Raw genomic sequence first — 23,974 nt, 5'->3', positions numbered from 1 at the left:
TCACAAACAAAAAAATTATTAGAAAATATCGAGGGAAGACTATGGAACAGGCCCTGAATCTCTGGCCACTGATCGGCATCGCCGCGATAGTGGTCGGGTTTGTATTGCGTTTCAATCCGGTGCTGGTGGTGATCGCCGCCGGCATCATCACCGGTCTGGCGGCGCTGATGCCGCTGGACGTCATTCTGGAAAAGCTCGGCGAGGGCTTTCTCAATACCCGAAACCTGCCGCTGATCCTGCTGCTGCCGCTGGCGGTGATCGGCCTGCTGGAACGTCACGGGCTGAAAGAGCGGGCGCAGGCGTGGATCGCCAGGATCAAAAGCGCCACCGCCGGCCGTTTGCTGATCGTGTACCTGTTCGTGCGCGAGATCACCGCGGCGATGGGGCTGACCAGCCTGGGCGGGCATCCGCAGATGGTGCGGCCGCTGCTGGCGCCGATGGCGGAAGGGGCGACGGAAAACCGCTACGGCGAGTTGCCGGAGCGCACCCGCCACCGTCTGCGCGCCATGTCGGCCGCCACCGACAACGTCGGGCTGTTCTTCGGCGAGGATATCTTCGTGGCCTTCGGCGCGATCATCTTCATGCATAACTTTATGCTGGAGTCCGGCGGCATTCAGACCGAGCCATTGCATATCGCGCTGTGGGGCATTCCGACCGCCATTTTCGCTTTCCTGATCCACGCTTTCCGGCTGTATCGGATGGATAAACAGCTGAGCGCCGAGCTGGCGCAGCTGAATCAGGCGGCGCTGCAGGCGAAGGGGGAAGCACGATGAACTTCCAGCAACAATATCTCTACTGGCTGGCCGGCGCGGTGCTGCTGATTGTGGCGGTGATGTCCTTGCGCGATCGCGCCAACCCGCGCCGCATCACCACCGGGCTGTTTTGGGGGCTGTACGGCCTGGTATTCCTGGTCGGCGACTGGACTTATCGCCTGCTGGGCGATGTGCTCGGCGAAGGCAGCAACGAGAAACGCATGCTGCACATCATCGTTGGCGTGGTGGTGGTGGTGATGGCCCTGATCGCCGGCTTCGGCGGCGTGCGCCTCGGCAGCTATCATCAGCGAACGCCGCAGGAGCGCGAGGCGAGCGCCAAGCGCCTGGGCAACAAGCTGTTCATTCCCGCGCTGGCGATCCCGGTGGTGACGGTGGTCGGCGTGCTGCTGTTCAACAACGTGCCGGCGTTGCAAAACGCGGTATTCGGCAGCGGTAACCACGCGACCCTGATCACCCTGTTCTCGATGACCGTCGGTTGTCTGATCGGGTTGGCGATCGCGGTGAAAATGACCCATGAGAAGGCGCTGCAGCCGATACAGGAAGCGCGGCGCCTGCTGGATTCGATCGGCTGGGCGTTCATTCTGCCGCAGATCCTCGCCACGCTGGGGCTGCTGTTTACCGTCGCCGGCGTTGGCACTGCGATCTCGCATTTGACCCAGGAATATCTGGCGGTCGATAACCGTTTTATCGCCGTGGCGGTCTACGCTATCGGTATGGCGGTGCTGACCATGGTGATGGGCAACGCCTTCGCCGCTTTCCCGATCGTTACCGCCGGCATCGGCATTCCGATCCTGGTGTTGCAGCACGGCGGCAACCCGGCGGTGATGGCGGCGATCGGCATGTTCTCCGGCTATTGCGGCACCCTGATGACGCCGATGGCGGCGAACTTCAACATTGTGCCGGCGGCGCTGCTGGAGTTGCCGGACAAGAATGCGGTGATCAAGGCGCAGGTGCCGACCGGCGCGCTGCTGCTGTTGGTTAACGTGTTCCTGCTGTATTTCCTGATGTTCCTGTAGGAGTAAGGATGCAAAAAGTATTGATTACCGGCTTCGAGCCGTTTGGCGGCGAGCGCCTCAATCCCTCCTGGGAAGTGGTGAAGCAGCTCAACGATATGGAACTGGTGGGCACGCGTATCGTGGCGCGCCAGTTGCCGTGCGTGTTCGGCGCCGCGCTGGAGGCGCTCAATGCGGCGATCGACGAGGTGCAGCCGGTGATGGTGCTGGCTATCGGCCAGGCCGGCGGCCGCACCGATATCACGATTGAACGGGTGGCGATCAACGTCGACGATGCGCGTATTCCCGACAATCAGGGGCAGCAGCCGGTGGATGAGCCGATCGTCGCCGGCGGTCCGGCGGCCTATTTCAGCACCTTGCCGATCAAAGCGATGGTGAGTTCGATGCGCGAGGCCGGCATTCCGGCCGCCGTTTCGCAGACTGCCGGCACCTACGTGTGCAACCATGTGATGTATGGGCTGCTGCACCGTTTGAGCGGCCAGCGCGAGGTGAAGGGCGGTTTTATCCATATCCCGTATCTGCCTGAGCAGGCGGCGGCGCACCCCGGCGCGCCGAGCATGGCGGCTTCGACGGTGCTGTTTGCATTGGAGCTGGCCGTTTCCATCGCTTTGCAGGTGGAACACGATCTGAAAGTGGTGGGCGGTGCAACGCATTAAGCCTGATAATCCCCGGCGCATCGGGCTGCGCCGGGTCTATGCAAGGAGTGGTCTATGCCGGAAGGACCGGAGATCCGCCGGGCGGCGGACAAACTGGCGGCGGCGGTGATCGATCAGCCGCTGACCGCCGTCGATTTCGCTTTTCCCCAGTTGAAGCACTACCGCCAGCGTTTGCTCGGCGAGCGCATCGTCGCCATCGAGCCGCGCGGCAAGGCGCTGTTGACCCACTTTTCCAATGGGCTGACGATGTACAGCCATAACCAGCTGTACGGCGTATGGAAAGTGGCGGCGGCGGGAGAGACGCCGGAGACCAAGCGCGATCTGCGGGTGCGGCTGGAAACCGCTCGCAGCGCAATATTGCTCTACAGCGCTTCCGACATCACCGTCGGGCCGCGCGAGGAGATAGAACAGCACCCGTTCCTGCAACGCATCGGCCCCGACGTGCTGGACATGTCGTTGACGGTGGATGAGGTGCAGGCGCGTTTGCTGACGCCGCGTTTTCGCCGCAGGCAGCTGGGCGGCATGCTGCTCGACCAAGCGTTTCTCGCCGGATTGGGCAATTATCTGCGCGCCGAAATTCTGTGGCAGGCCGAACTGGCGCCGCAGCACAAACCGCAGGATCTGGCGCCGGAAGCGCTTTGGCGTCTGGCGGAGGCGCTGCTGGCGGTGCCGCGTCTTTCCTATCAGACGCGCGGGCAGGCGGATGAGAACCGCCATCACGGCGCGCTGTTTCGCTTCAAGGTGTTTCATCGCAGCGGCGAGCCCTGTGAGCGCTGCGGCGCGATGATTGTGCGCACCGACCTGTCGTCGCGGCCGTTTTATTGGTGCCCGGGCTGCCAGAAATAAGCAAAAAAAAACGCCGCCCGAAGGGGCGGCGCTGTGCGGTTTCAGCCGGGGAAGCGGCTTACTTGGTTTTCAGCTGGGATTTGAAATCACGCTCGGCATAGCCGGTGTACAGCTGACGCGGACGGGCAATTTTGATGCCTTCGTCGTGCATTTCGTTCCAGTGCGCGATCCAGCCGATGGTGCGCGCGATGGCGAAGATCACGGTGAACATGGAAGAAGGAATGCCCATCGCCTTCAGGATGATGCCGGAGTAGAAGTCGACGTTCGGGTACAGTTTCTTCTCGATGAAGTACGGGTCGTTCAGCGCGATGTGCTCCAGCTCCATCGCCACCTGCAGCAGGTTGTCGTCCTTCTTGTTCAGCTCTTTCAGCACTTCGTGACAGGTCTCGCGCATCACGGTGGCGCGCGGATCGTAGTTCTTGTACACGCGGTGGCCGAAGCCCATCAGGCGGAAGGAGTCGTTCTTGTCCTTGGCGCGCTTGATGAATTCCGGAATGTGATCGACGGTCTTGATCTCTTCCAGCATTTTCAGCGCCGCTTCGTTGGCGCCGCCGTGCGCCGGCCCCCACAGGGAGGCGATGCCGGCCGCGATGCAGGCGAACGGGTTGGCGCCGGAAGAGCCGGCGGTGCGCACGGTCGAGGTAGAGGCGTTCTGCTCATGGTCGGCGTGCAGGATCAGGATGCGATCCATGGCGCGTTCCAATACCGGGTTCACCACGTACTCTTCGCACGGGGTGGCGAACATCATGTGCAGGAAGTTGCCGGCATAGGACAGATCGTTGCGCGGATAAACGAACGGCTGGCCCAGGGAGTATTTGTAGCACATCGCGGCCACGGTCGGCATTTTGGACAGCAGACGGAACGCGGTGATTTCACGGTGACGCTCGTTGTTAACGTCCAGCGCATCGTGGTAGAACGCCGCCAGCGCGCCGGTCACGCCGCACAGCACCGCCATCGGGTGCGAGTCGCGACGGAAGCCACGGAACAGATGGGTGATCTGGTCGTGGATCATGGTGTGGCGGGTTACGGTGGTTTTGAAGGTCTCGAACTCTTCCGGCGTTGGGGTCTCGCCGTACAGCAGGATGTAGCACACTTCCAGGTAGGAAGATTCTTTCGCCAGCTGTTCGATAGGGAAGCCGCGGTGCAGCAGCACGCCTTTGTCGCCGTCGATGAAGGTAATCTTGGATTCGCAAGAAGCGGTGGAGGTAAAGCCGGGATCAAATGTGAAATAACCTTTGGAACCCAGAGCGCGGACATCGAGGACATCAGGGCCCAGTGTCGGTGTCAATACGCCCAGTTCGATCGGAGCTTCGCTGTCGTTAATGGTTAGCGTCGCTTTCTTATCAGTCATTTACTGTCTCCTTAGCGCCTTATTTTAAAAACCACTAACAACTGAAATACCTTAAATCTCTGCAGGTTGCCCGCAAAAAAATGGTGCGGACGCTAACTCTGTGAGCGACTGCGCAACTGTGCGCGGGTAGGGTACAGAGTGCTGACCAGGCGAACGAGACGGGTGACCAGTTGTTAACGATTCAGAGTAATTCGTTATAGTCTGTTAATCTTACCTATGAGCTGTTCGAAGAGATGTGAACCTATCCCAATAATCTGTTTTTACGTGCTTTATTTGCTTTTGACGCCGGCAAACTCGAGCGGGAAACAACGGCTATTGGGATAGGTTCGCCAAATACACTGTTGCATAACTCGAACCCGGGAGGAAGTGTATCTGCTGACCCATAGCGCATCATAGGACCGTTTGTGCCCCTATATGTAATGGAAATGTTGATCTCTTGTCAAATCAGATAATTAATTTTGCACTAATTGTGAAATCCGTGATCTGAATCACTGTTCGGGGGAAATGTTATCAAAGCGGTTGTATGAGAATTGTAATCAGAATGTGATCCTCCTATACTGCCGCCAGGTCTCCGGATTACCCTGAAGTAGGAGCACCCAGCGTTATAAATGCGCGCCGTTTGAGCACAGAGGATGTTGATGTTTGAGCGCGTGACGTGTAAGGGTTTTAGGCTCTTAACGCTGTCTGATCCCCGCCCAGGCCCGGAGGAAGGAAAATAATAAGAGCTGTGTGGGCAAATACGTGAAAAAACAACGACCTGTCAACTTGGATCTGCAAACGATCCGGTTCCCCGTAACTGCGATAGCGTCTATCTTACACCGAGTCTCTGGCGTAATTACCTTCGTTGCCGTGGGTATCCTCCTCTGGCTGCTGGGCCTGTCACTCTCTTCCCAAGAGGGGTTCCTGCAGGCGGCCGCCATCATGAATAGCTTCATCGTCAAATTCATATTCTGGGGCATCCTCACGGCGCTGGCCTATCACATTTGCGGTGGCATCCGTCACTTGTTAATGGATTTTGGCTACATCGAAGAGAGTTTGGCCGCCGGCACCCGTTCCGCCCAGGTGGCGATCGGTCTGACCGTCGTGCTGTCAGTTCTGGCTGGAGTCCTCGTATGGTAAACAACGTTTCTGCATTAGGGCGCAACGGCGTGCACGATTGGTTGCTGCTGCGTGCTTCCGCTATCATCATCACCCTGTACGTCCTGTATATCCTGGGCTTTTTCGTCACGGCTCCGGAACTCACTTATGACATCTGGCGCGGTTTCTTCGCCACTTCCATTACGAAAGTGTTCACTCTGCTGACCTTGCTGTCGATTCTGGTTCACGCCTGGATCGGGCTGTGGCAGGTGCTGACGGACTACGTCAAGCCGCTGGCGGTTCGCCTGGTGTTGCAGCTGGCTGTCGTGGTCGCGTTGCTGGTCTATTTACTGTACGGAACAATCGTAGTGTGGGGTGCTTAAATGAAACTGCCAGTCAGAGAGTTTGATGCCGTCGTAATCGGCGCCGGCGGTGCGGGCATGCGTGCCGCGCTGCAAATTTCCCAAGCGGGCTCGACCTGTGCCCTGCTGTCCAAAGTTTTCCCGACCCGTTCCCATACCGTGTCCGCCCAGGGCGGCATCACCGTCGCGCTGGGCAACAGCCACGAGGACAACTGGGAATGGCATATGTACGACACGGTGAAAGGTTCCGACTATATCGGTGACCAGGACGCCATCGAATATATGTGTAAAACCGGCCCGGAAGCGATTCTGGAACTGGAACACATGGGCCTGCCGTTCTCTCGCCTGGACGACGGCCGCATCTATCAGCGCCCGTTCGGCGGCCAGTCGCTGAACTTCGGCGGCGAGCAGGCGGCGCGTACCGCCGCCGCAGCCGACCGTACCGGCCACGCGCTGCTGCACACCCTGTACCAACAGAACCTGAAAAACCACACCACCATTTTCTCTGAGTGGTATGCGCTCGATCTGGTGAAAAACCAGGACGGCGCGGTGGTCGGCACCACGGCTATCTGCATCGAAACCGGTGAAGTGGTTTACTTCAAAGCCAAGGCCACCGTGCTGGCGACCGGCGGCGCAGGCCGCATTTACCAGTCCACCACCAACGCCCACATCAACACCGGCGACGGTGTCGGCATGGCGCTGCGCGCCGGCGTGCCGGTGCAGGACATGGAAATGTGGCAGTTCCACCCGACCGGCATCGCCGGCGCGGGCGTGCTGGTGACCGAAGGCTGCCGCGGCGAAGGCGGTTACCTGTTGAACAAACACGGCGAGCGCTTCATGGAGCGTTATGCACCGAACGCCAAAGATCTGGCGGGCCGCGACGTGGTTGCCCGTTCGATCATGATCGAAATCCGCGAAGGCCGCGGCTGCGACGGTCCTTGGGGCCCGCACGCCAAGCTGAAGCTGGATCACCTGGGCAAAGAGGTGCTGGAATCCCGTCTGCCGGGCATTCTGGAGCTGTCCCGCACCTTCGCGCACGTCGATCCGGTGAAAGAGCCGATCCCGGTTATCCCAACCTGTCACTATATGATGGGCGGCATTCCGACCAAGGTGACCGGTCAGGCGCTGACCGTGAACGAGAAAGGCGAAGACGTGGTGATCCCGGGGCTGTTCGCCGTGGGCGAAATCGCCTGCGTATCGGTGCACGGCGCCAACCGTCTGGGCGGCAACTCGCTGCTGGACCTGGTGGTGTTCGGCCGTTCCGCCGGCATGCACCTGCAGGAATCGTTGGAAGAGCAGGGCGTGAGCCGTGACGCCAGCGACTCCGACGTGGAAGCCTCGCTTGATCGTCTGAACCGCTGGAACAACACCCGTTCCGGCGAAGATCCGGTCGAAATTCGCAAAGCGCTGCAGTCTTGCATGCAGCACAACTTCTCGGTATTCCGCGAAGGCGATGCGATGGCCAAGGGCCTGGAAGAACTGAAAGTGATCCGTGAACGTCTGAAGAACGCACGCCTGGACGATACCTCCAGCGAGTTCAACACCCAGCGCATCGAGTGCCTGGAGTTGGATAACCTGATGGAGACCGCGTATTCCACCGCCGTGTCGGCCAACTTCCGTACCGAGAGCCGTGGCGCGCACAGCCGCTTCGACTACCCGGAACGCGATGACGCCAACTGGCTGTGCCATTCGCTGTATCTGCCGCAATCGGAAAGCATGACGCGTCGTGAAGTGAACATGCAACCGAAGCTGCGCCCGGCATTCCCGCCGAAAGTGCGTTCTTACTAATTGCGGAGATCGACAGATGAAACTCGAATTTTCCATTTATCGCTACAATCCGGATGTCGACGACGCGCCGCACATGCAGGACTACACCCTGGAAGCGGAAGAAGGCCGTGACATGATGCTGCTGGATGCGTTGATCCAGCTGAAAGAAAAAGACCCGACCCTGTCGTTCCGTCGCTCATGCCGCGAAGGCGTGTGCGGTTCCGACGGCCTGAACATGAACGGTAAAAACGGCCTGGCGTGCATCACCCCGGTTTCGTCGCTGCGCAAAGGCAACGGCAAGATCGTGATCCGTCCGCTGCCGGGCCTGCCGGTGGTGCGCGATCTGGTGGTGGATATGGGTCAGTTCTACACCCAGTATGAAAAGATCAAGCCTTACCTGCTGAACGACGGCAAGAACCCGCCGGCGCGCGAGCACCTGCAGTCGCCGGAGCAGCGCGCCAAGCTGGACGGTCTGTACGAGTGCATCCTGTGCGCCTGCTGCTCGACTTCTTGCCCATCGTTCTGGTGGAACCCGGACAAGTTCATCGGGCCTGCCGGTCTGTTGGCGGCGTATCGCTTCCTGATCGACAGCCGTGACACGGAAACGCAAGAACGTTTAGATGATCTGGACGACGCTTTTAGTGTTTTCCGCTGCCATAGCATTATGAATTGTGTCAGTGTATGTCCTAAAGGCTTGAACCCGACGCGTGCGATCGGGCATATCAAGTCCATGCTGCTGCAACGCGGCGCATAAACGGAATGAGATGCTGCGCCGGGCTCTTTTCCGGCGCACATCCCATAGGGGAGGGAACCTCTAAAAACTGACCCGCGGCTGCGGCGCTATGCAGCCTGGTTCTTCCGCCGGTTTTTAGAGGTTCCTTGTAAGGGACCGCAAGGTCCATAACAGAACGTATCGGGCCGACATGGCCGCAAGTACGTCGAGTGAACCGTTTTACGGCAAACCGTATTCATCACGGTAATTATGTTAACCACGGCGAAAACTAAAGCTTCAAAGCTTAAGGGATCATGATGCAGAACGGCGCAATGAAGGCCTGGCTGGATTCCTCCTATCTGGCGGGCGCGAACCAGTCTTACATAGAGCAGCTCTATGAAGACTTCTTAACCGATCCGGGTTCCGTTGAAGATAGCTGGCGTTCCATTTTTCAACAGCTACCAACCGCGGGTGTCAAACCCGATCAGCTTCACTCTCAAACGCGCGATTACTTCCGCCGCCTGGCGAAAGACTCCGCGCGCTACAACACCACCATCACCGATCCGGAAACCGACGCCAAACAGGTCAAGGTACTGCAGCTGATCAACGCCTTCCGCTTCCGCGGGCATCAGCATGCCAACCTCGATCCGCTCGGCCTGTGGCAGCGCGAGCAAGTTCCTGACCTTGATCCCGCATATCACAACCTGACCGAAGCCGATTTCCAGGAAACTTTCAACGTGGGCTCTTTCGCCATCGGCAAAGAAACCATGAAGCTGGGCGATCTGTACGCCGCGCTGAAGCAGACCTACTGCGGTTCGATCGGCGCTGAGTACATGCACATCACCAACACCGAAGAGAAACGCTGGATCCAGCAGCGCATCGAGTCGGTGGTGGGGCGCGCCAGCTTTACCGCCGACGAAAAACGCCGTTTCCTGAACGAGCTGACCGCGGCGGAAGGCCTGGAACGTTACCTGGGCGCCAAATTCCCGGGTGCCAAACGCTTCTCGCTGGAAGGTGGCGACGCGTTGGTGCCGATGCTCAAAGAGATGGTGCGCCACGCCGGTAAGAACGGCACGCGCGAAGTGGTGTTGGGCATGGCCCACCGCGGCCGTCTGAACGTGCTGATCAACGTGCTGGGCAAAAAGCCGGCCGATCTGTTCGACGAATTCGCCGGCAAGCATAAAGAACACCTCGGCACCGGTGACGTGAAATATCACCAGGGCTTCTCCTCCGACGTGGAAACCGAAGGCGGCATGGTTCACCTGGCGCTGGCGTTCAACCCGTCGCACCTGGAGATCGTCAGCCCGGTGGTCATGGGGTCGGTTCGCGCCCGTCGCGATCGTCTGGACGAAGCGCGCAGCAACATGGTGCTGCCGATCACCATCCACGGCGACGCCGCCATTACCGGCCAGGGCGTGGTGCAGGAAACCCTGAACATGTCTCAGGCTCGCGGCTACGAAGTGGGCGGCACCGTGCGCATCGTTATCAACAACCAGGTTGGCTTCACCACCTCCAACCCGCTGGATGCGCGCTCTACCGAATATTGCACCGACATCGCCAAAATGGTTCAGGCGCCGATCTTCCACGTTAACGCGGACGATCCGGAAGCCGTGGCCTTCGTCACTCGCCTGGCGTTGGATTTCCGTAACACCTTTAAGCGTGACGTGATGATCGATCTGGTCTGCTACCGTCGCCATGGGCACAACGAGGCCGATGAGCCGAGCGCCACCCAGCCGGTGATGTATCAGAAGATCAAGAAACACCCTACGCCGCGCAAAATCTACGCTGACGTTCTGACCGAGCAGAAAGTGGCCAGCCTGGAAGATGCCACGGAAATGGTCAACCTGTACCGCGACGCGCTCGACCGCGGCGATTGCGTGGTTGAAGAGTGGCGTCCGATGAACCTGCACTCCTTCACCTGGTCACCGTACCTGAACCACGAGTGGGACGAAGAGTACCCGAGCAAGGTTGAGATGAAGCGTCTGCAGGAACTGGGCCGCCGCATCAGCACCGTGCCGGAAGCGATCGAAATGCAGTCGCGCGTGGCGAAAATCTACGCTGACCGCGCCGAGATGGCCGCAGGCAACAAGCCGTTCGACTGGGGCGCCGCCGAAACGCTGGCCTACGCCACCATGGCGGATGAAGGCATTCCCATCCGCATCTCCGGCGAAGACGCCGGCCGCGGCACCTTCTTCCACCGTCACGCGGTGGTGCACAACCAGAAAAACGGTTCGGTCTATGTTCCGCTGGCGAATATCCACAGCGGCCAGGGCGAATTCAAGGTCTGGGACTCCGTGCTGTCTGAAGAGGCGGTGCTGGCGTTCGAATACGGCTACGCCACGGCGGAACCGCGCACGCTGACCATCTGGGAAGCGCAGTTCGGTGACTTCGCCAACGGCGCGCAGGTTGTTATCGACCAGTTCATCAGCTCCGGCGAGCAAAAATGGGGCCGTATGTGCGGCCTGGTGATGCTGCTGCCGCACGGTTATGAAGGCCAGGGCCCTGAGCACTCCTCCGCGCGTCTGGAACGTTATCTGCAGCTGTGCGCTGAGCAGAACATGCAGGTGTGTGTCCCGTCCACGCCGGCGCAGGTTTACCATATGCTGCGTCGTCAGGCGCTGCGCGGTATGCGCCGTCCGCTGGTGGTGATGTCGCCGAAGTCGTTGCTGCGTCACCCGCTGGCGGTCTCTTCGCTGGACGAGTTGGCCAACGGCACCTTCCTGCCGGCGATCGGCGAGATCGACGATTTGGATCCGAAAGCGGTCAAGCGCGTCGTGCTGTGCTCCGGTAAGGTTTACTACGACCTGCTGGAACAGCGTCGCAAGAACGAGCAGAAAGACGTGGCCATCGTGCGCATCGAGCAGCTGTATCCGTTCCCGCATCAGGCCGTTCAGGCCGTGCTGGAGCAATACTCGCACGTGCATGACTTCGTCTGGTGTCAGGAAGAGCCGCTGAACCAGGGCGCCTGGTACTGCAGCCAACACAACTTCCGTGAAGTGGTGCCGTTCGGGGCTTCTTTACGTTACGCAGGACGTCCGGCCTCCGCCTCTCCGGCGGTGGGTTATATGTCCGTACACCAGAAGCAGCAGCAGGCTCTGGTGAATGATGCGCTGAATATTGACTAATGTTCGCTCGCTTGCCGGCCGAGGGGCCGGCAAGCAGATGATAAAAAACTTAAGGGAAAGCTAAATGAGTAGCGTAGATATTCTGGTTCCTGACCTTCCTGAATCGGTTGCCGATGCGACCGTAGCCACCTGGCACAAGAAACCGGGCGACAGCGTTCAGCGTGACGAAGTCCTGGTTGAAATTGAAACCGACAAAGTGGTGTTGGAAGTGCCGGCCAGTGAAGCGGGTATTCTCGATGCTATCGTGGAAGAAGAGGGCGCGACCGTGCTGTCTCGCCAGCTGCTCGGCCGCATCCGCCCAGGCGACAGCTCCGGCAAGCCGACCGCTGAGAAGAGCCAGGAGAAAGAAGCCACGCCTGCGCAGCGCGCGACCGCGAGCCTGGAAGAAGAAAGCAATGACGCGCTCAGCCCGGCGATTCGCCGCCTGATTGCTGAACACGATCTCGATGCCGGCGCCATCAAAGGCACCGGCGTGGGTGGCCGCATTACGCGTGAAGACGTGGAAGCGCACCTGGCCAAAGGCGGCGCTGCTGCCAAACCAGCCGCCGCTGAAGCCGCGCCGCAGCCAGCTCTGGCCGGCCGCAGCGAAAAACGCGTGCCGATGACCCGCCTGCGCAAACGCGTAGCCGAGCGTCTGCTGGAAGCGAAAAACAGCACCGCGATGCTGACTACCTTCAACGAAATCAACATGCAGCCGATCATGGACCTGCGCAAGCAGTACGGCGAAGCCTTCGAGAAACGCCACGGCGTGCGTCTGGGCTTCATGTCCTTCTACATCAAGGCGGTGGTTGAAGCGCTGAAGCGTTTCCCGGAAGTGAACGCGTCGATCGACGGTTCCGACGTGGTTTACCACAACTACTTCGACATCAGCATCGCGGTTTCTACCCCGCGCGGCCTGGTGACGCCGGTACTGCGCGATGTGGACGCCATGAGCATGGCTGACATCGAGAAGAAAATCAAAGAGCTGGCCGTTAAGGGCCGCGACGGCAAACTGACCGTGGAAGAGCTGACCGGCGGTAACTTCACTATTACCAACGGCGGCGTATTCGGCTCCCTGATGTCCACCCCGATCATCAACCCGCCGCAGAGCGCCATCCTGGGCATGCACGCCATCAAAGATCGCCCAATGGCGGTCAATGGTCAGGTGGTGATCCAGCCGATGATGTATCTGGCGCTGTCTTATGACCACCGCCTGATCGACGGTAAAGAATCCGTCGGTTATCTGGTGACGGTCAAAGAGATGCTGGAAGATCCGGCTCGTCTGCTGCTGGACGTCTAGTAACCCTTGCCGGGCGCGGCATGCCGCGCCCGCACTCTGTGCTATGTGGCCGGAAAACCATGCGGTTTACCGCGTAATAATGGTCCGGCTAAAAACCTTCAGAACTGAATGGATAGAACATCATGAATTTACACGAATATCAGGCAAAACAGCTGTTTGCTCGGTATGGCATGCCGGCACCAACCGGTTACGCCTGTACCACTCCGCGTGAAGCAGAAGAAGCCGCATCCAAAATCGGCTCCGGCCCGTGGGTGGTGAAATGTCAGGTTCATGCTGGCGGCCGCGGTAAAGCGGGCGGCGTTAAAGTCGTCAACAGCAAAGAAGATATCCGTGCCTTCGCGGAAGCCTGGTTGGGCAAACGTCTGGTGACTTACCAGACTGACGCGCTGGGCCAGCCGGTTAACCAGATCCTGGTAGAAGCGGCGACCGACATCGATAAAGAGCTGTATCTGGGCGCCGTTGTAGACCGCGCGACCCGCCGCATCGTATTCATGGCGTCTACCGAAGGCGGCGTGGAAATCGAAAAAGTGGCGGAAGAAACCCCGGAACTGATCCACAAAATGACCATCGATCCGCTGGCGGGTCCACAGCCTTATCAGGGCCGTGAGCTGGCCTTCAAACTGGGCCTGACCGGCAAGCAAGTCAGCCAGTTCGCCAAGATCTTCATGGGTCTGGCGACGCTGTTCCTGGAGCGTGACCTGGCGATGGTTGAGATCAACCCGCTGGTGATCACCAAGCAGGGCGATCTGGTGTGCCTGGACGGCAAACTGGGCGCCGACGGCAACGCCCTGTTCCGTCAGCCTGAACTGCGTGAAATGCGTGACCCTTCGCAGGAAGACGAGCGTGAATCCCGCGCGGCTCAGTGGGAGCTGAACTACGTTGCCCTCGACGGCAACATCGGCTGCATGGTGAACGGCGCCGGTCTGGCGATGGGCACCATGGACATCGTTAAACTGCACGGCGGCGAACCGGCCAACTTCCTGGACGTTGGCGGCGGCGCGACCAAAGAGCGCGTGACCGAAGCGTTCAAAATCATCCTGTCCGACGACAAGGTGAAAGCGGTTCTGGTTAACATCTTCGGTGGTATCGTACGTTGCGATCTGATCGCCGACGGCATCATCGGCGCAGTGGCTGAAGTGGGCGTTAACGTCCCGGTCGTGGTGCGCCTGGAAGGGAACAATGCCGAACTGGGCGCCAAGAAACTGGCGGACAGCGGCCTGAATATCATTGCTGCGACCAGCCTGACTGATGCGGCTCAGCAAGTTGTTGCAGCAGTGGAGGGTAAATAATGTCCATCTTAATCGATAAAAACACCAAAGTAATTTGCCAGGGCTTCACCGGTAGCCAGGGGACTTTCCACTCCGAACAAGCCATCGCTTACGGCACCAAAATGGTTGGCGGCGTCACCCCGGGCAAAGGCGGCACTCAGCACCTGGGTCTGCCGGTGTTCAACACCGTGCGTGAAGCGGTTGAAGCGACCGGCGCGACGGCCTCTGTCATCTACGTTCCAGCGCCGTTCTGCAAAGACTCCATCCTGGAAGCGATCGATGCCGGCATCAAACTGATCATCACCATCACCGAAGGCATCCCGACTCTGGACATGCTGACCGTGAAAGTGAAACTGGACGAAGCCGGCGTGCGCATGATCGGGCCGAACTGCCCAGGCGTGATCACCCCGGGCGAGTGCAAAATCGGTATCATGCCTGGCCACATCCACCTGCCGGGCAAAGTGGGTATCGTGTCCCGCTCCGGTACCCTGACCTATGAAGCGGTGAAACAAACCACCGATGCCGGTCTGGGCCAGTCCACCTGCGTGGGCATCGGCGGCGACCCGATCCCGGGCTCCAACTTCATCGATATCCTGAAGATGTTCCAGCAGGATCCGCAGACCGAAGCGATCGTGATGATCGGTGAGATCGGCGGCAGCGCTGAAGAAGAAGCGGCAGCTTACATCAAAGAACACGTCACCAAACCGGTCGTGGGTTACATCGCCGGCGTGACCGCGCCGAAAGGCAAACGCATGGGCCACGCGGGCGCCATCATCGCAGGCGGAAAAGGCACCGCGGACGAGAAGTTTGCTGCGCTGGAAGCGGCGGGCGTGAAAACCGTTCGCAGCCTGGCGGACATCGGCGACGCGGTAAAAGCGGTGCTGAAGCGCTAAGCATTGAGTACGAAATAACACTATCTCGACATGTTTGGCCACCCATTGGGTGGCCTTTTTTATGGGTGAAGATCAGAAGTCGTTAAGCGCCTTGATCAACGCGATCCGATCCTGCAGGCGGCGCTGCCGCACCGGATCCGTGGCGGTTTGCCGCTGTTGCTCCAACGAGGTGAGGGCGGTGCGGTAATCGTCGGCATTGTTGAACAGCGCGTCTTTGACGTTGATCGAGGCGACGTTGGTGTAGCGCCCGTCGTCGGTGGTCGGCACCTGGATGACGCCATCATTGAGCAGCCGTTTGACTATCGCTCGCTGCGGTTCGTATCCCGCCATGCCGACCAGCTTCCAGCGCTGCGGCGGCACGCTCTGATACTGGCCGTGTTTCACTTCCGTCAGGTAGCGCAGAGTCAGGTTGCGAATGGTGCCTTCTTCTTCACCGTATTGCGCTTTGCTGTCGAACAGCACCGGGAAGGATTGCCCCTCCAGCGCGCCACCCTTCTGCGTCAGGTGGCCCATACGGTAACTGTTCATGCCCAGGCGGATCGGCATGTCGTCGGTGACCGGCGTGCCGTCTGCCAGGTGCAGACTGACGATGCGTGAACCGGCCGGTTGACGCAGATCGATGGTGTAAGTGACGCCGTCGAAGAAATCGTTGGTGGAATATTTGGACGAGCGCCGTGCCGGGTTAAAGCTGTAGGTGACGTCGCCCGGCTGCAGCTGGTTGAAATAATCGGCAGACCACTCCATGTAGCGTTTAAGCGCTTTGCCGTTGAGCTGATAAACGGTGATCTCGCCGCCGGCGTATTGGTAGTTAAAGGCGATATCCTTGGCCTTGATGTCGCCGACATCCAGTTTGGCGCGATCGTTGTCGATCTGCAGGGCGATCACCTGCGCCAGCGGTGCATAGTGACGGGCGGCCTGCTGGAATAACTCACTGATGCCGGTATCCTGAACGTGTACCTGAGGAATGCCGCGAAACTCGTCGGCAGGCACCAGATCGCTGCCGCTCAGTTTCGCCACGACTCGGTTGGCGTTGGCGCGCAAAATGTCATGATACGGCTGGTAGAGAGCCTGCATGGCGCTGTCTGGCGCCAGCCCCTTGATGGAATAGGTGTAGCTGTTTTTGTCGATCAGCGTGAATTTGCCATCGCGGCGTTCAAATTGCAGGTCAATGCGTGACAGCGCGCGACCGTACTTATCCGGCTCCGTGATGATGACGCCGTTCACCACCGCTTTGTCGATCTTCACATGCATGTGACCGGCGACGATCGCCGCCAGCTCCGGGTTGGCGTTGGCGATGTCCGCCACGCCGGTGCCGGGGCGCTGGTTCTCGTTGTCGATGCCCATATGCGCGACCAGCACGATCGCGTCGACCTGGCCGTCGATCTGCCTGATGACCTGTTTCACCGCCTGTACCGGATCGGTGAAGTTCAGCCCTTTGATGCGATCAGTGCCCTTGGCGAATTCCGCAGTCATCGGCGTGTCCATGCCGATAATGCCGATCTTCACGCCCTGGCGTTCAACGATGGTGTAAGCGGGCAGGTAGGGTTTGCCGCTGTCCCAGACGATATTGCCTGCGAGCGCCGCCCCCTTGAACTGTTTGAGCGGCGTGGCCAGCACAGGCAGACCGAAGTCGAATTCGTGGTTGCCCATCACCCAGACGTCGTAGTCAAGCGCGTTGAGGCCCAGCATCATCGGGCTGACGGCCTCCTGTTTGAAGGTTTCGACGAAGTTGCCTTGGATGGTGTCGCCGGCGTCCACCAGAATCAGGTTGGGCTGTTCGGCGCGCACCTTTTTGACCTGGGTGGCTATCTGGCTCAGGCTGCCCGCCAGGTTTTCCGTGTCGCTGGCGTAGTCCCAGGGCACGAAAGTGCCGTGCAGATCGGAGGTGCCCAACAGGGTGATATTTACCGTTTCGGCGGCCATGGCGTTTCCCGAGAGTCCCAAGACAGAGGCAAAGATGATTTTTTTCATAAGTTATTGTCACTCAATGCAATTTTAACATAATTGGTCATTTTGCTACAAAATCGCAACCTTTACGATCCCATTGCGAGAAATAGACTAATATTGGAGAGAGATTTGTTGTTTTGTGACTGCTATCACTGTCACGGCTTATTGGAAATAAAAGGTTAATTATGTCGCATAATAAGTGCGTAATAATACAATGGCGGCTCTTTTGAATTACATTTATTTAACACAAAAATATCATTAAAAAACAATTAAACCATTGCGCAACATGACCCTAAGAAAATTATGCGAAATGTGCTGATGAATATGGAAATAATATGCGGATAGGCTTAAATTGTCTCAGATCAAATTAGGCCGAAGTACCTCTTTCGGCTAAGATTTGACCTGTAACCAAAAGTCCAACCCACGTCACGTAAAAACCTATTTATTGTGTGGGATTGGGCGAGTATCATCCATGTTGTGATTATGGATGGTTGATCTTGTTGCATTTGTTACCCGTTGTCGGTTTTCAGTGGCGTGCTTGTCGACGGCCCGTGCGGGCTATTGGCCGAGTGTGCGGTTGAAAGCGGAGAAGCTGGATCAAATTTGTTGTGTTTAAGGGCATTCACTGCGGGGCGTTACTGGCGGCTTTGAAAGAAGCGTGCCGATAACCGCGTGTCGGAGTCTTCCTGCGAGGAGCAAGGAGTCAAGATGTTTGATATTGTCGAACTGTCGCGCTTACAGTTTGCTTTAACGGCGATGTACCATTTCTTATTTGTCCCATTAACGCTCGGTATGGCGTTCTTGCTGGCAATTATGGAAACGGTATATGTCCTGTCTGGCAAACAAATCTATAAAGACATGACCAAATTCTGGGGAAAGTTATTTGCGATTAACTTTGCTCTGGGTGTGGCCACCGGTTTGACCATGGAGTTCCAGTTCGGGACTAACTGGTCATATTTCTCTCATTACGTCGGCGATATCTTCGGGGCCCCACTGGCTATCGAAGGTCTGATGGCGTTCTTCCTTGAATCGACGCTGGTCGGCCTGTTCTTCTTCGGCTGGGATCGTCTGAGCAAGGTGCAGCACATGGCGGTAACCTGGTTCGTGGCCCTCGGCTCCAACCTGTCCGCGCTGTGGATCCTGGTCGCCAACGGCTGGATGCAGAACCCGATCGCGTCGGATTTCAACTTCGAAACCATGCGCATGGAGATGGTCAGCTTCTCCGAGTTGGTGCTTAACCCGGTTGCGCAGGTGAAATTCGTTCACACCGTGGCTGCAGGCTACACCACCGGCGCCATGTTCGTGCTGGGCATCAGCGCTTACTACCTGCTGAAGGGCCGCGACATCGCTTTCGCCAAACGCTCCTTCGCCATCGCCGCCAGCTTCGGCATGGCTGCGGTGCTGTCGGTGATCGTGCTGGGTGACGAATCCGGTTACGAAATGGGCGACGTACAGAAAACCAAACTGGCCGCCATCGAAGCGGAGTGGGATACCCAGCCGGCGCCGGCGTCCTTCACCCTGTTCGGCATTCCCGATCAGGACAAGATGGAAAACTCCTTCTCTATTCAGATCCCGTATGCGCTTGGCCTGATCGCCACGCGTTCCACCGACACTCAGGTCACCGGCCTGAAAGATCTGCTGGCGCAACATGAAGTGCGCATCCGCAACGGCATGAAAGCCTACCAGCTGCTGGAAGAGCTGCGCGGCGGCAATACCGATCCTGCGGTGCGTGCGGAATTCAACAAAACCAAGCAAGACCTGGGCTACGGCATGCTGCTGAAGCGTTATACCCCGAACGTCAGCGACGCGACGGAAGCGCAGATCCAGCAGGCGACCAAGGACTCCATTCCACGCGTGGCACCGCTGTACTTCGCCTTCCGCATCATGGTGGCCTGTGGCGTGCTGATGCTGCTGATTATCGGTCTGTCCTTCCTGAGCGTGGTGCGCGGTCGTATCGGCCAGAAAAAATGGCTGTTGCGTGCGGCGCTGTATGGCCTGCCGCTGCCGTGGATCGCGGTGGAAGCCGGCTGGTTCGTGGCGGAATACGGCCGTCAACCGTGGGCGATTGGTGAGGTGCTGCCGACCGCAGTCGCCAACTCTTCGCTGACCGCGGGCGACATTCTGTTCTCGATGGGGCTGATTTGCGGCTTGTACACCCTGTTCCTGGTGGCTGAAATGTACCTGATGTTCAAGTTTGCGCGTCTGGGTCCAAGCAGCCTGAAAACCGGCCGCTACCACTTTGAACAACCGACTGCCGCCGTGCAGGAAGCGCGCTAAACAGGAGTCCACGTATGTTTGACTATGAAGTACTGCGATTTATCTGGTGGGTGCTGGTTGGCGTACTGCTGATCGGCTTCGCCGTCACCGACGGTTTCGACATGGGCGTCGGCATCCTGGTGCGCATCATCGGTAAAACCGATACCGAGCGCCGGGTGATGATCAACTCCATCGCCCCTCACTGGGACGGTAACCAGGTGTGGCTGATCACCGCCGGCGGCGCGCTGTTCGCCGCCTGGCCGATGGTCTACGCAGCGGCCTTCTCGGGCTTCTACGTCGCCATGATCCTGGTGCTGGCGGCGTTGTTCTTCCGCCCGGTCGGTTTTGACTACCGTTCCAAGCTCGAGAGCAGCCGCTGGCGCAACATGTGGGACTGGGGCATCTTCATCGGTTCCTTCGTGCCTGCGTTGGTGTTCGGCGTGGCGTTCGGCAACCTGCTGCAGGGCGTGCCGTTCCATGTGGACGAGTACCTGCGTCTGTTCTACACCGGCAACTTCTTCCAGCTGCTGAATCCGTTCGGTCTGTTGGCGGGCGTGGTCAGTCTGACCATGCTGGTCACTCAGGGCGCGACCTACCTGCAGATGCGCACCACCGGCGAGATCCACCTGCGGTCACGCGCCGCAGCGCAGATCGCGACGCTGATCATGGCGGTATGCTTCCTGCTGGCGGGGGTGTGGCTGGTTAAAGGCATCGACGGCTACGTGATCACTTCGGCGCTGGACACCATGGCGGAATCCAACCCGCTGCGTAAAGAAGTGGCGCATCAGGCCGGCGCATGGCTGATCAACTTCAACAAGTATCCGCTGCTGTGGGCCTTGCCTGCCCTGGGCGTAGTACTGCCGTTGTTCACCATCCTGTTCTCGCGTCTGGAGAAAGGCGCGCTGGCGTTTGTCACCTCGTCGCTGACCATCGCCTGCGTCATCCTCACCGCCGGGGTCACCATGTTCCCGTTCGTGATGCCGTCCAGCACCGTGCCTAACGTCAGCCTGACCATGTGGGACGCGACGTCGAGCCTGTTGACGCTGAAAGTGATGACCGTCGTGGCGGCGATCTTCGTGCCTATCGTTTTGGCGTACACCAGCTGGTCGTACTACAAAATGTTCGGTCGTCTCGACAAGAACTACATCGAAAACAACAAGCATTCGCTGTACTAAGGATAAGGAGCTAAACCATGTGGTATTTTGCCTGGATTCTCGGAACGCTTCTTGCCTGCGCCTTCGGCATCATCACGGCGCTGGCGCTTGAGCAGAGCGAAGCGACCAAAGCTCAGCAAGACGGTAAGTAATGAGCTCGTCCGTGATTGACAAGCTGTACGCTGTCACTGACAAGGGCCCGGTTCGGGCCCTTTCCCTGGTGCTGGCGTTGATTTTGGCGGGGTGCGTGTTCTGGGATCCGACGCGTTTCGCCGCCAAAACCAGCTCGTTGGAGATTTGGGAAGGGCTGTTGCTGATTTGGGCCGTATGCGCCGGAGTGATCCACGGCTTCGGATTCCGCCCGCAGCGCAGCGTCTGGCGCGCTTTTTTCGCGCCGCTTCCTGCAATTGTGATCTTGTGCGCAGGATTACTTTACGTTTCTTTATAATCTCCCCGATGTCCCCACGTTATGGGCCCTCACGGCCCATAATTATTTTCATTCCCATCTTGTAACCCATTCCCAACCCGATCCGTCTTGCGTATAGTAGCAGCGTTAAATTGCATTGCTGGGAAGTAGAGTGAGTAATACGTTGTTTCGATGGCCGGTTCGCGTTTACTACGAGGATACCGATGCCAGTGGTGTGGTCTATCACGCCCGCTACGTCGCCTTTTTTGAAAGAGCGCGCACAGAGATGCTGCGTCAGCACAACTTTCATCAACAGCAGCTGCTCAGTGAACAAGTCGCTTTTGTCGTCCGGCGCATGACGGTGGATTATCTGGCTCCGGCTCGTCTCGACGAGCAACTGGAGGTCCAGAGTGAAATCACCTCTCTGCGCGGGGCTTCTCTCACGTTTGCTCAACGCATTGTCAATTCTGACGGGGCCCTACTGAGCCAGGCAGATGTCCTGATTGCCTGTATTGATCCACACCAAATGAAGCCAAGAGCGCTTCCTAAGTCTATTGTCGCGGAGTTTAAGCAGTGACTGACATGAACATCCTAGATTTATTCTTGAAGGCGAGCCTGCTGGTTAAGCTTATCATGTTGATTTTGATATGCTTCTCGGTAGCCTCTTGGGCGATCATCATTCAGCGCACCCGCATCCTCAATGCGGCGACGCGTGACGCCGAAGCCTTTGAAGACAAATTCTGGTCCGGTATCGAGCTTTCCCGTCTGTACCAGGAAAGTCAGGCGCGTCGCGATAGCCTGACCGGTTCCGAGCAGATCTTCCATTCCGGCTTCAAGGAGTTCGCCCGCCTGCACCGCGCCAACAACCATGCGCCGGAGTCGGTGATCGAAGGGGCGTCGCGTGCGATGCGCATTTCGATGAACCGCGAGCTGGAAACGCTGGAAACCCATATTCCGTTCCTCGGCACCGTCGGTTCGATCAGTCCGTACATCGGCCTGTTCGGCACCGTGTGGGGGATTATGCACGCCTTTATCGCGCTGGGCGCGGTGAAGCAAGCCACGCTGCAGATGGTGGCGCCGGGTATCGCCGAAGCGCTGATCGCCACCGCGATCGGTCTGTTCGCCGCCATCCCGGCGGTAATGGCCTATAACCGTCTCAACCAGCGCGTCAACAAGCTTGAGCAGAATTACGACAACTTTATGGAAGAGTTCACCGCTATTCTGCATCGTCAGGCCTTCTCCAGCGACAGCAAATAAGTAGGAGGTAGCATGGCGAGAGTACGTGGACGTAGTCGGCGCGAGCTGAAGTCCGAAATTAACATCGTTCCGCTGCTCGACGTGTTGCTGGTGCTGCTGCTGATCTTTATGGCAACCGCGCCAATCATCACGCAGAGCGTGGAGGTTGACCTGCCGGACGCCACCGATTCCAAAACGGTGTCCAGCGATGACAATCCGCCGGTGATCCTCGAGGTTTCCGGCGTAGGTCAATACACCCTGGTGGTGGATCACAACCGTATGGAGCTGCTGCCGCCTGAACAAGTCGCGGCCGAAGCCAAGTCGCGTTTGGCGGCTAACCCGAAAACGGTCTTTTTGATCGGCGGTGCGAAGGAAGTCCCTTACGATGAGATTATCAAAGCATTGAATATTCTCCATCAGGCGGGCGTGGCTTCCGTGGGGCTGATGACCCAGCCGATCTGACCGTAAGGCGAACGGCAACCCGGTTCCTGCGCTGTGGCCCAGGAACCCCGTATAAGCAACACCAGTTTTTGGGAATCTATTTTGGTAAAGGCAACTGAGCAAAACGATAAGCTGAACCGCGCCGTTATTGTTTCGGTCGTTCTGCACTTCATATTGATTGCCCTGCTGATTTGGGGATCGCTGCAGGAAAAGGTCGACATGGGCGCCGGCGGTGGCGGTGATGGCACCGTGGTGGGCGCGGTGATGGTCGATCCCGGCGCGGTGGTGGAGCAGTACAACCGCCAGCAGCAGCAGAGCAACGATGCGCAGCGTGCCGAGAAGCAGCGCCAGAAAAAAGCGGAGCAACAGGCCGAAGAGCTTCAGCAGAAGCAGGCGGAGCAACAGCAGCGCCTGAAAGAGCTGGAGAAAGAGCGTTTGGCGGCGCAGGAGAAAGCCGCGCAGAACGCCAAGGCGCAGGCTGAGCAACAGCAGAAGGCGGCGGAGCAGCAGAAGCAGGCCGCCGAGCAGCAAAAAGCGGCGGAAGCCGCCGCTGCGAAGGCCAAAGAGCAACAGAAGGTCGCCGAAGCCGCCGCCGCCAAGGCGAAGGCCGAAGCGGAAAAGATAGCGAAGGCGCAGGCGGACGCGCAGAAGAAAGCCGAAGCGGAAGCCAAGAAAGAAGCGGCTGCTGCCGCCGCCGCCAAGAAACAGGCGGAAGAGGCGAAGAAAGCCGCCGCCGCTGCCGCAGAGCAAAAAGCTGCAGAGGCCGCGGAGAAGAAAGCGGCTGCTGAAGCCGAGAAAAAAGCCGCAGCGGAAGCCGAGAAGAAGGCAGCCGCCGAGGCAGAGAAGAAAGCGGCCGCCGCTGAGAAAGCTGCGGCAGCCAAGAAAGCCGCTGCAGAGAAGAAAAAAGCCGCCGCCGAGGCTGCGAAGCAATCGGCGGAAGTTGATGACCTGTTTGGTGGCCTGGCGGACGGCAAGAACGCGCCGAAAGGTGGTGGTGCCAAATCGAAAGGTGATGGTAAACCGGCTGGGCAGGGCAATGCCAAGGCGGCAGGCGCCAGCGGGGCGGATATCAGCGGTTATATGGGGCAGATTCAAGGGGCGATTCAGAGCAAGTTCTATGACGCCAGTTCGTTCGCCGGCAAAACCTGCGACCTGCGTATCAAGCTGGCGCCGGACGGCCTGCTGATAAGCGTACAAGCAGCGGGGGGCGATCCTGCTCTGTGTCAAGCTGCGGTGTCTGCCGCCAAGTTGGCGCATATACCGAAGCCGCCGAGCGATGCCGTTTATCAGCACTTTAAGAATTCTATACTTGAATTCAAGCCGCAATAACGGTTGATTGAGTGATATCACAGGGATGTACTAAGGTAACCAACAGGGATTATGTAGTTTTACGTAAGTTGGTTTGTTAAAAT

The 23,974-nt window shown here is 58.6% G+C and carries 22 protein-coding genes; 20 read left to right on the top strand and 2 right to left on the bottom strand.

Annotated elements, in window-relative coordinates; all coding sequences use genetic code 11:
* Positions 1–41: 41 nt before the first annotated feature.
* From J9788_RS12415 to nei, 4 genes are read left to right on the top strand one after another with little or no spacing between them, the layout of a single operon-like run.
* Positions 42–773: a DUF969 domain-containing protein gene (locus J9788_RS12415; RefSeq protein WP_182264965.1), complete on the top strand. Its 732-nt coding sequence runs from the start codon at positions 42–44 to the stop codon at positions 771–773.
* A complete protein-coding gene (locus J9788_RS12410) occupies positions 770–1,789 on the top strand; it encodes a DUF979 domain-containing protein (protein ID WP_182264964.1) in 1,020 nt (339 codons plus the stop codon). The genes J9788_RS12415 and J9788_RS12410 overlap by 4 nt, the downstream gene beginning before the upstream one ends.
* An 8-nt stretch (positions 1,790–1,797) precedes the next feature.
* Entirely contained in the window at positions 1,798–2,442 is a 645-nt protein-coding gene (gene pcp, locus J9788_RS12405; RefSeq protein ID WP_016928732.1) for a pyroglutamyl-peptidase I, read from the top strand.
* A gap of 54 nt (positions 2,443–2,496) precedes the next feature.
* Complete coding sequence (gene nei, locus J9788_RS12400; protein ID WP_046896789.1) at positions 2,497–3,288, top strand: endonuclease VIII; 792 nt, start codon at positions 2,497–2,499, stop codon at positions 3,286–3,288.
* Positions 3,289–3,346: 58 nt separating this feature from the next.
* Here nei and J9788_RS12395 read toward each other — a convergent pair whose 3' ends face one another.
* The gene (locus J9788_RS12395; protein WP_033642196.1) at positions 3,347–4,639 is read right to left on the bottom strand and encodes a citrate synthase; all 1,293 of its coding nucleotides are present in this window, start codon (positions 4,637–4,639) and stop codon (positions 3,347–3,349) included.
* A 729-nt stretch (positions 4,640–5,368) separates the two neighbouring features.
* Between J9788_RS12395 and sdhC the strand changes: the two genes are divergently transcribed.
* The 8 genes from sdhC (at position 5,369) to sucD (ending at position 15,122) form a co-directional block, all read left to right on the top strand.
* The gene (sdhC, locus tag J9788_RS12390) at positions 5,369–5,758 is read left to right on the top strand and encodes a succinate dehydrogenase cytochrome b556 subunit (RefSeq protein ID WP_004939893.1); all 390 of its coding nucleotides are present in this window, start codon (positions 5,369–5,371) and stop codon (positions 5,756–5,758) included.
* The gene (gene sdhD, locus J9788_RS12385; protein ID WP_004939891.1) at positions 5,752–6,099 is read left to right on the top strand and encodes a succinate dehydrogenase membrane anchor subunit; all 348 of its coding nucleotides are present in this window, start codon (positions 5,752–5,754) and stop codon (positions 6,097–6,099) included. The genes sdhC and sdhD overlap by 7 nt, the downstream gene beginning before the upstream one ends.
* A complete protein-coding gene (sdhA, locus tag J9788_RS12380) occupies positions 6,100–7,866 on the top strand; it encodes a succinate dehydrogenase flavoprotein subunit (protein ID WP_015376974.1) in 1,767 nt (588 codons plus the stop codon).
* A gap of 16 nt (positions 7,867–7,882) precedes the next feature.
* Complete coding sequence (locus tag J9788_RS12375; RefSeq protein WP_015376975.1) at positions 7,883–8,599, top strand: succinate dehydrogenase iron-sulfur subunit; 717 nt, start codon at positions 7,883–7,885, stop codon at positions 8,597–8,599.
* 275 nt (positions 8,600–8,874) lie between these two features.
* Positions 8,875–11,682 carry a 2-oxoglutarate dehydrogenase E1 component gene (sucA, locus tag J9788_RS12370; RefSeq protein ID WP_182264963.1) on the top strand — a complete coding sequence of 936 codons (2,808 nt, stop codon included), beginning with the start codon at positions 8,875–8,877 and terminating at the stop codon, positions 11,680–11,682.
* A gap of 64 nt (positions 11,683–11,746) precedes the next feature.
* Positions 11,747–12,961: a 2-oxoglutarate dehydrogenase complex dihydrolipoyllysine-residue succinyltransferase gene (odhB, locus tag J9788_RS12365; protein WP_033642197.1), complete on the top strand. Its 1,215-nt coding sequence runs from the start codon at positions 11,747–11,749 to the stop codon at positions 12,959–12,961.
* A gap of 122 nt (positions 12,962–13,083) precedes the next feature.
* Positions 13,084–14,250 carry an ADP-forming succinate--CoA ligase subunit beta gene (gene sucC, locus J9788_RS12360; RefSeq protein ID WP_015376978.1) on the top strand — a complete coding sequence of 389 codons (1,167 nt, stop codon included), beginning with the start codon at positions 13,084–13,086 and terminating at the stop codon, positions 14,248–14,250.
* Positions 14,250–15,122: a succinate--CoA ligase subunit alpha gene (gene sucD, locus J9788_RS12355; protein ID WP_004939878.1), complete on the top strand. Its 873-nt coding sequence runs from the start codon at positions 14,250–14,252 to the stop codon at positions 15,120–15,122. The genes sucC and sucD overlap by 1 nt, the downstream gene beginning before the upstream one ends.
* 72 nt (positions 15,123–15,194) lie before the next feature.
* Here sucD and J9788_RS12350 read toward each other — a convergent pair whose 3' ends face one another.
* Positions 15,195–17,093 carry a bifunctional UDP-sugar hydrolase/5'-nucleotidase gene (locus tag J9788_RS12350; protein ID WP_182264962.1) on the bottom strand — a complete coding sequence of 633 codons (1,899 nt, stop codon included), beginning with the start codon at positions 17,091–17,093 and terminating at the stop codon, positions 15,195–15,197.
* A gap of 684 nt (positions 17,094–17,777) precedes the next feature.
* On the opposite strand from J9788_RS12350, the gene cydA reads away from it, so the two are divergent.
* The 8 genes from cydA (at position 17,778) to tolA (ending at position 23,891) form a co-directional block, all read left to right on the top strand.
* Positions 17,778–19,346 (top strand): cytochrome ubiquinol oxidase subunit I, encoded by a 1,569-nt coding sequence (gene cydA, locus J9788_RS12345; protein WP_004939873.1) that lies wholly within the window; start codon positions 17,778–17,780, stop codon positions 19,344–19,346.
* Positions 19,347–19,360: 14 nt separating this feature from the next.
* Entirely contained in the window at positions 19,361–20,500 is a 1,140-nt protein-coding gene (cydB, locus tag J9788_RS12340; RefSeq protein ID WP_015376980.1) for a cytochrome d ubiquinol oxidase subunit II, read from the top strand.
* A gap of 17 nt (positions 20,501–20,517) precedes the next feature.
* Entirely contained in the window at positions 20,518–20,631 is a 114-nt protein-coding gene (gene cydX / locus J9788_RS12335) for a cytochrome bd-I oxidase subunit CydX (RefSeq protein ID WP_004939868.1), read from the top strand.
* Positions 20,631–20,927 (top strand): cyd operon protein YbgE, encoded by a 297-nt coding sequence (gene ybgE, locus J9788_RS12330; protein ID WP_004939866.1) that lies wholly within the window; start codon positions 20,631–20,633, stop codon positions 20,925–20,927. Before cydX ends, ybgE begins: the two co-directional genes overlap by 1 nt.
* Before the next feature lie 130 nt (positions 20,928–21,057).
* Complete coding sequence (ybgC, locus tag J9788_RS12325) at positions 21,058–21,462, top strand: tol-pal system-associated acyl-CoA thioesterase (RefSeq protein WP_004939863.1); 405 nt, start codon at positions 21,058–21,060, stop codon at positions 21,460–21,462.
* On the top strand, positions 21,459–22,142 hold the full coding sequence (gene tolQ, locus J9788_RS12320) for a Tol-Pal system protein TolQ (RefSeq protein WP_004939862.1): 684 nt from the start codon (positions 21,459–21,461) through the stop codon (positions 22,140–22,142). Before ybgC ends, tolQ begins: the two co-directional genes overlap by 4 nt.
* A gap of 12 nt (positions 22,143–22,154) precedes the next feature.
* On the top strand, positions 22,155–22,583 hold the full coding sequence (gene tolR, locus J9788_RS12315) for a colicin uptake protein TolR (protein ID WP_004939859.1): 429 nt from the start codon (positions 22,155–22,157) through the stop codon (positions 22,581–22,583).
* Between the two features lie 81 nt (positions 22,584–22,664).
* Positions 22,665–23,891 (top strand): cell envelope integrity protein TolA, encoded by a 1,227-nt coding sequence (tolA, locus tag J9788_RS12310; RefSeq protein WP_182264961.1) that lies wholly within the window; start codon positions 22,665–22,667, stop codon positions 23,889–23,891.
* The last annotated feature ends 83 nt before the right edge of the window (positions 23,892–23,974 follow it).

Origin of the sequence: Serratia sp. X10 (assembly GCF_017811775.1) — a bacterium.
Classification (GTDB): domain Bacteria; phylum Pseudomonadota; class Gammaproteobacteria; order Enterobacterales; family Enterobacteriaceae; genus Serratia; species Serratia ureilytica.
The sequence above is the reverse complement of the archived record's forward strand: the minus strand, read 5'-3'. Positions and strand labels throughout refer to the sequence as shown.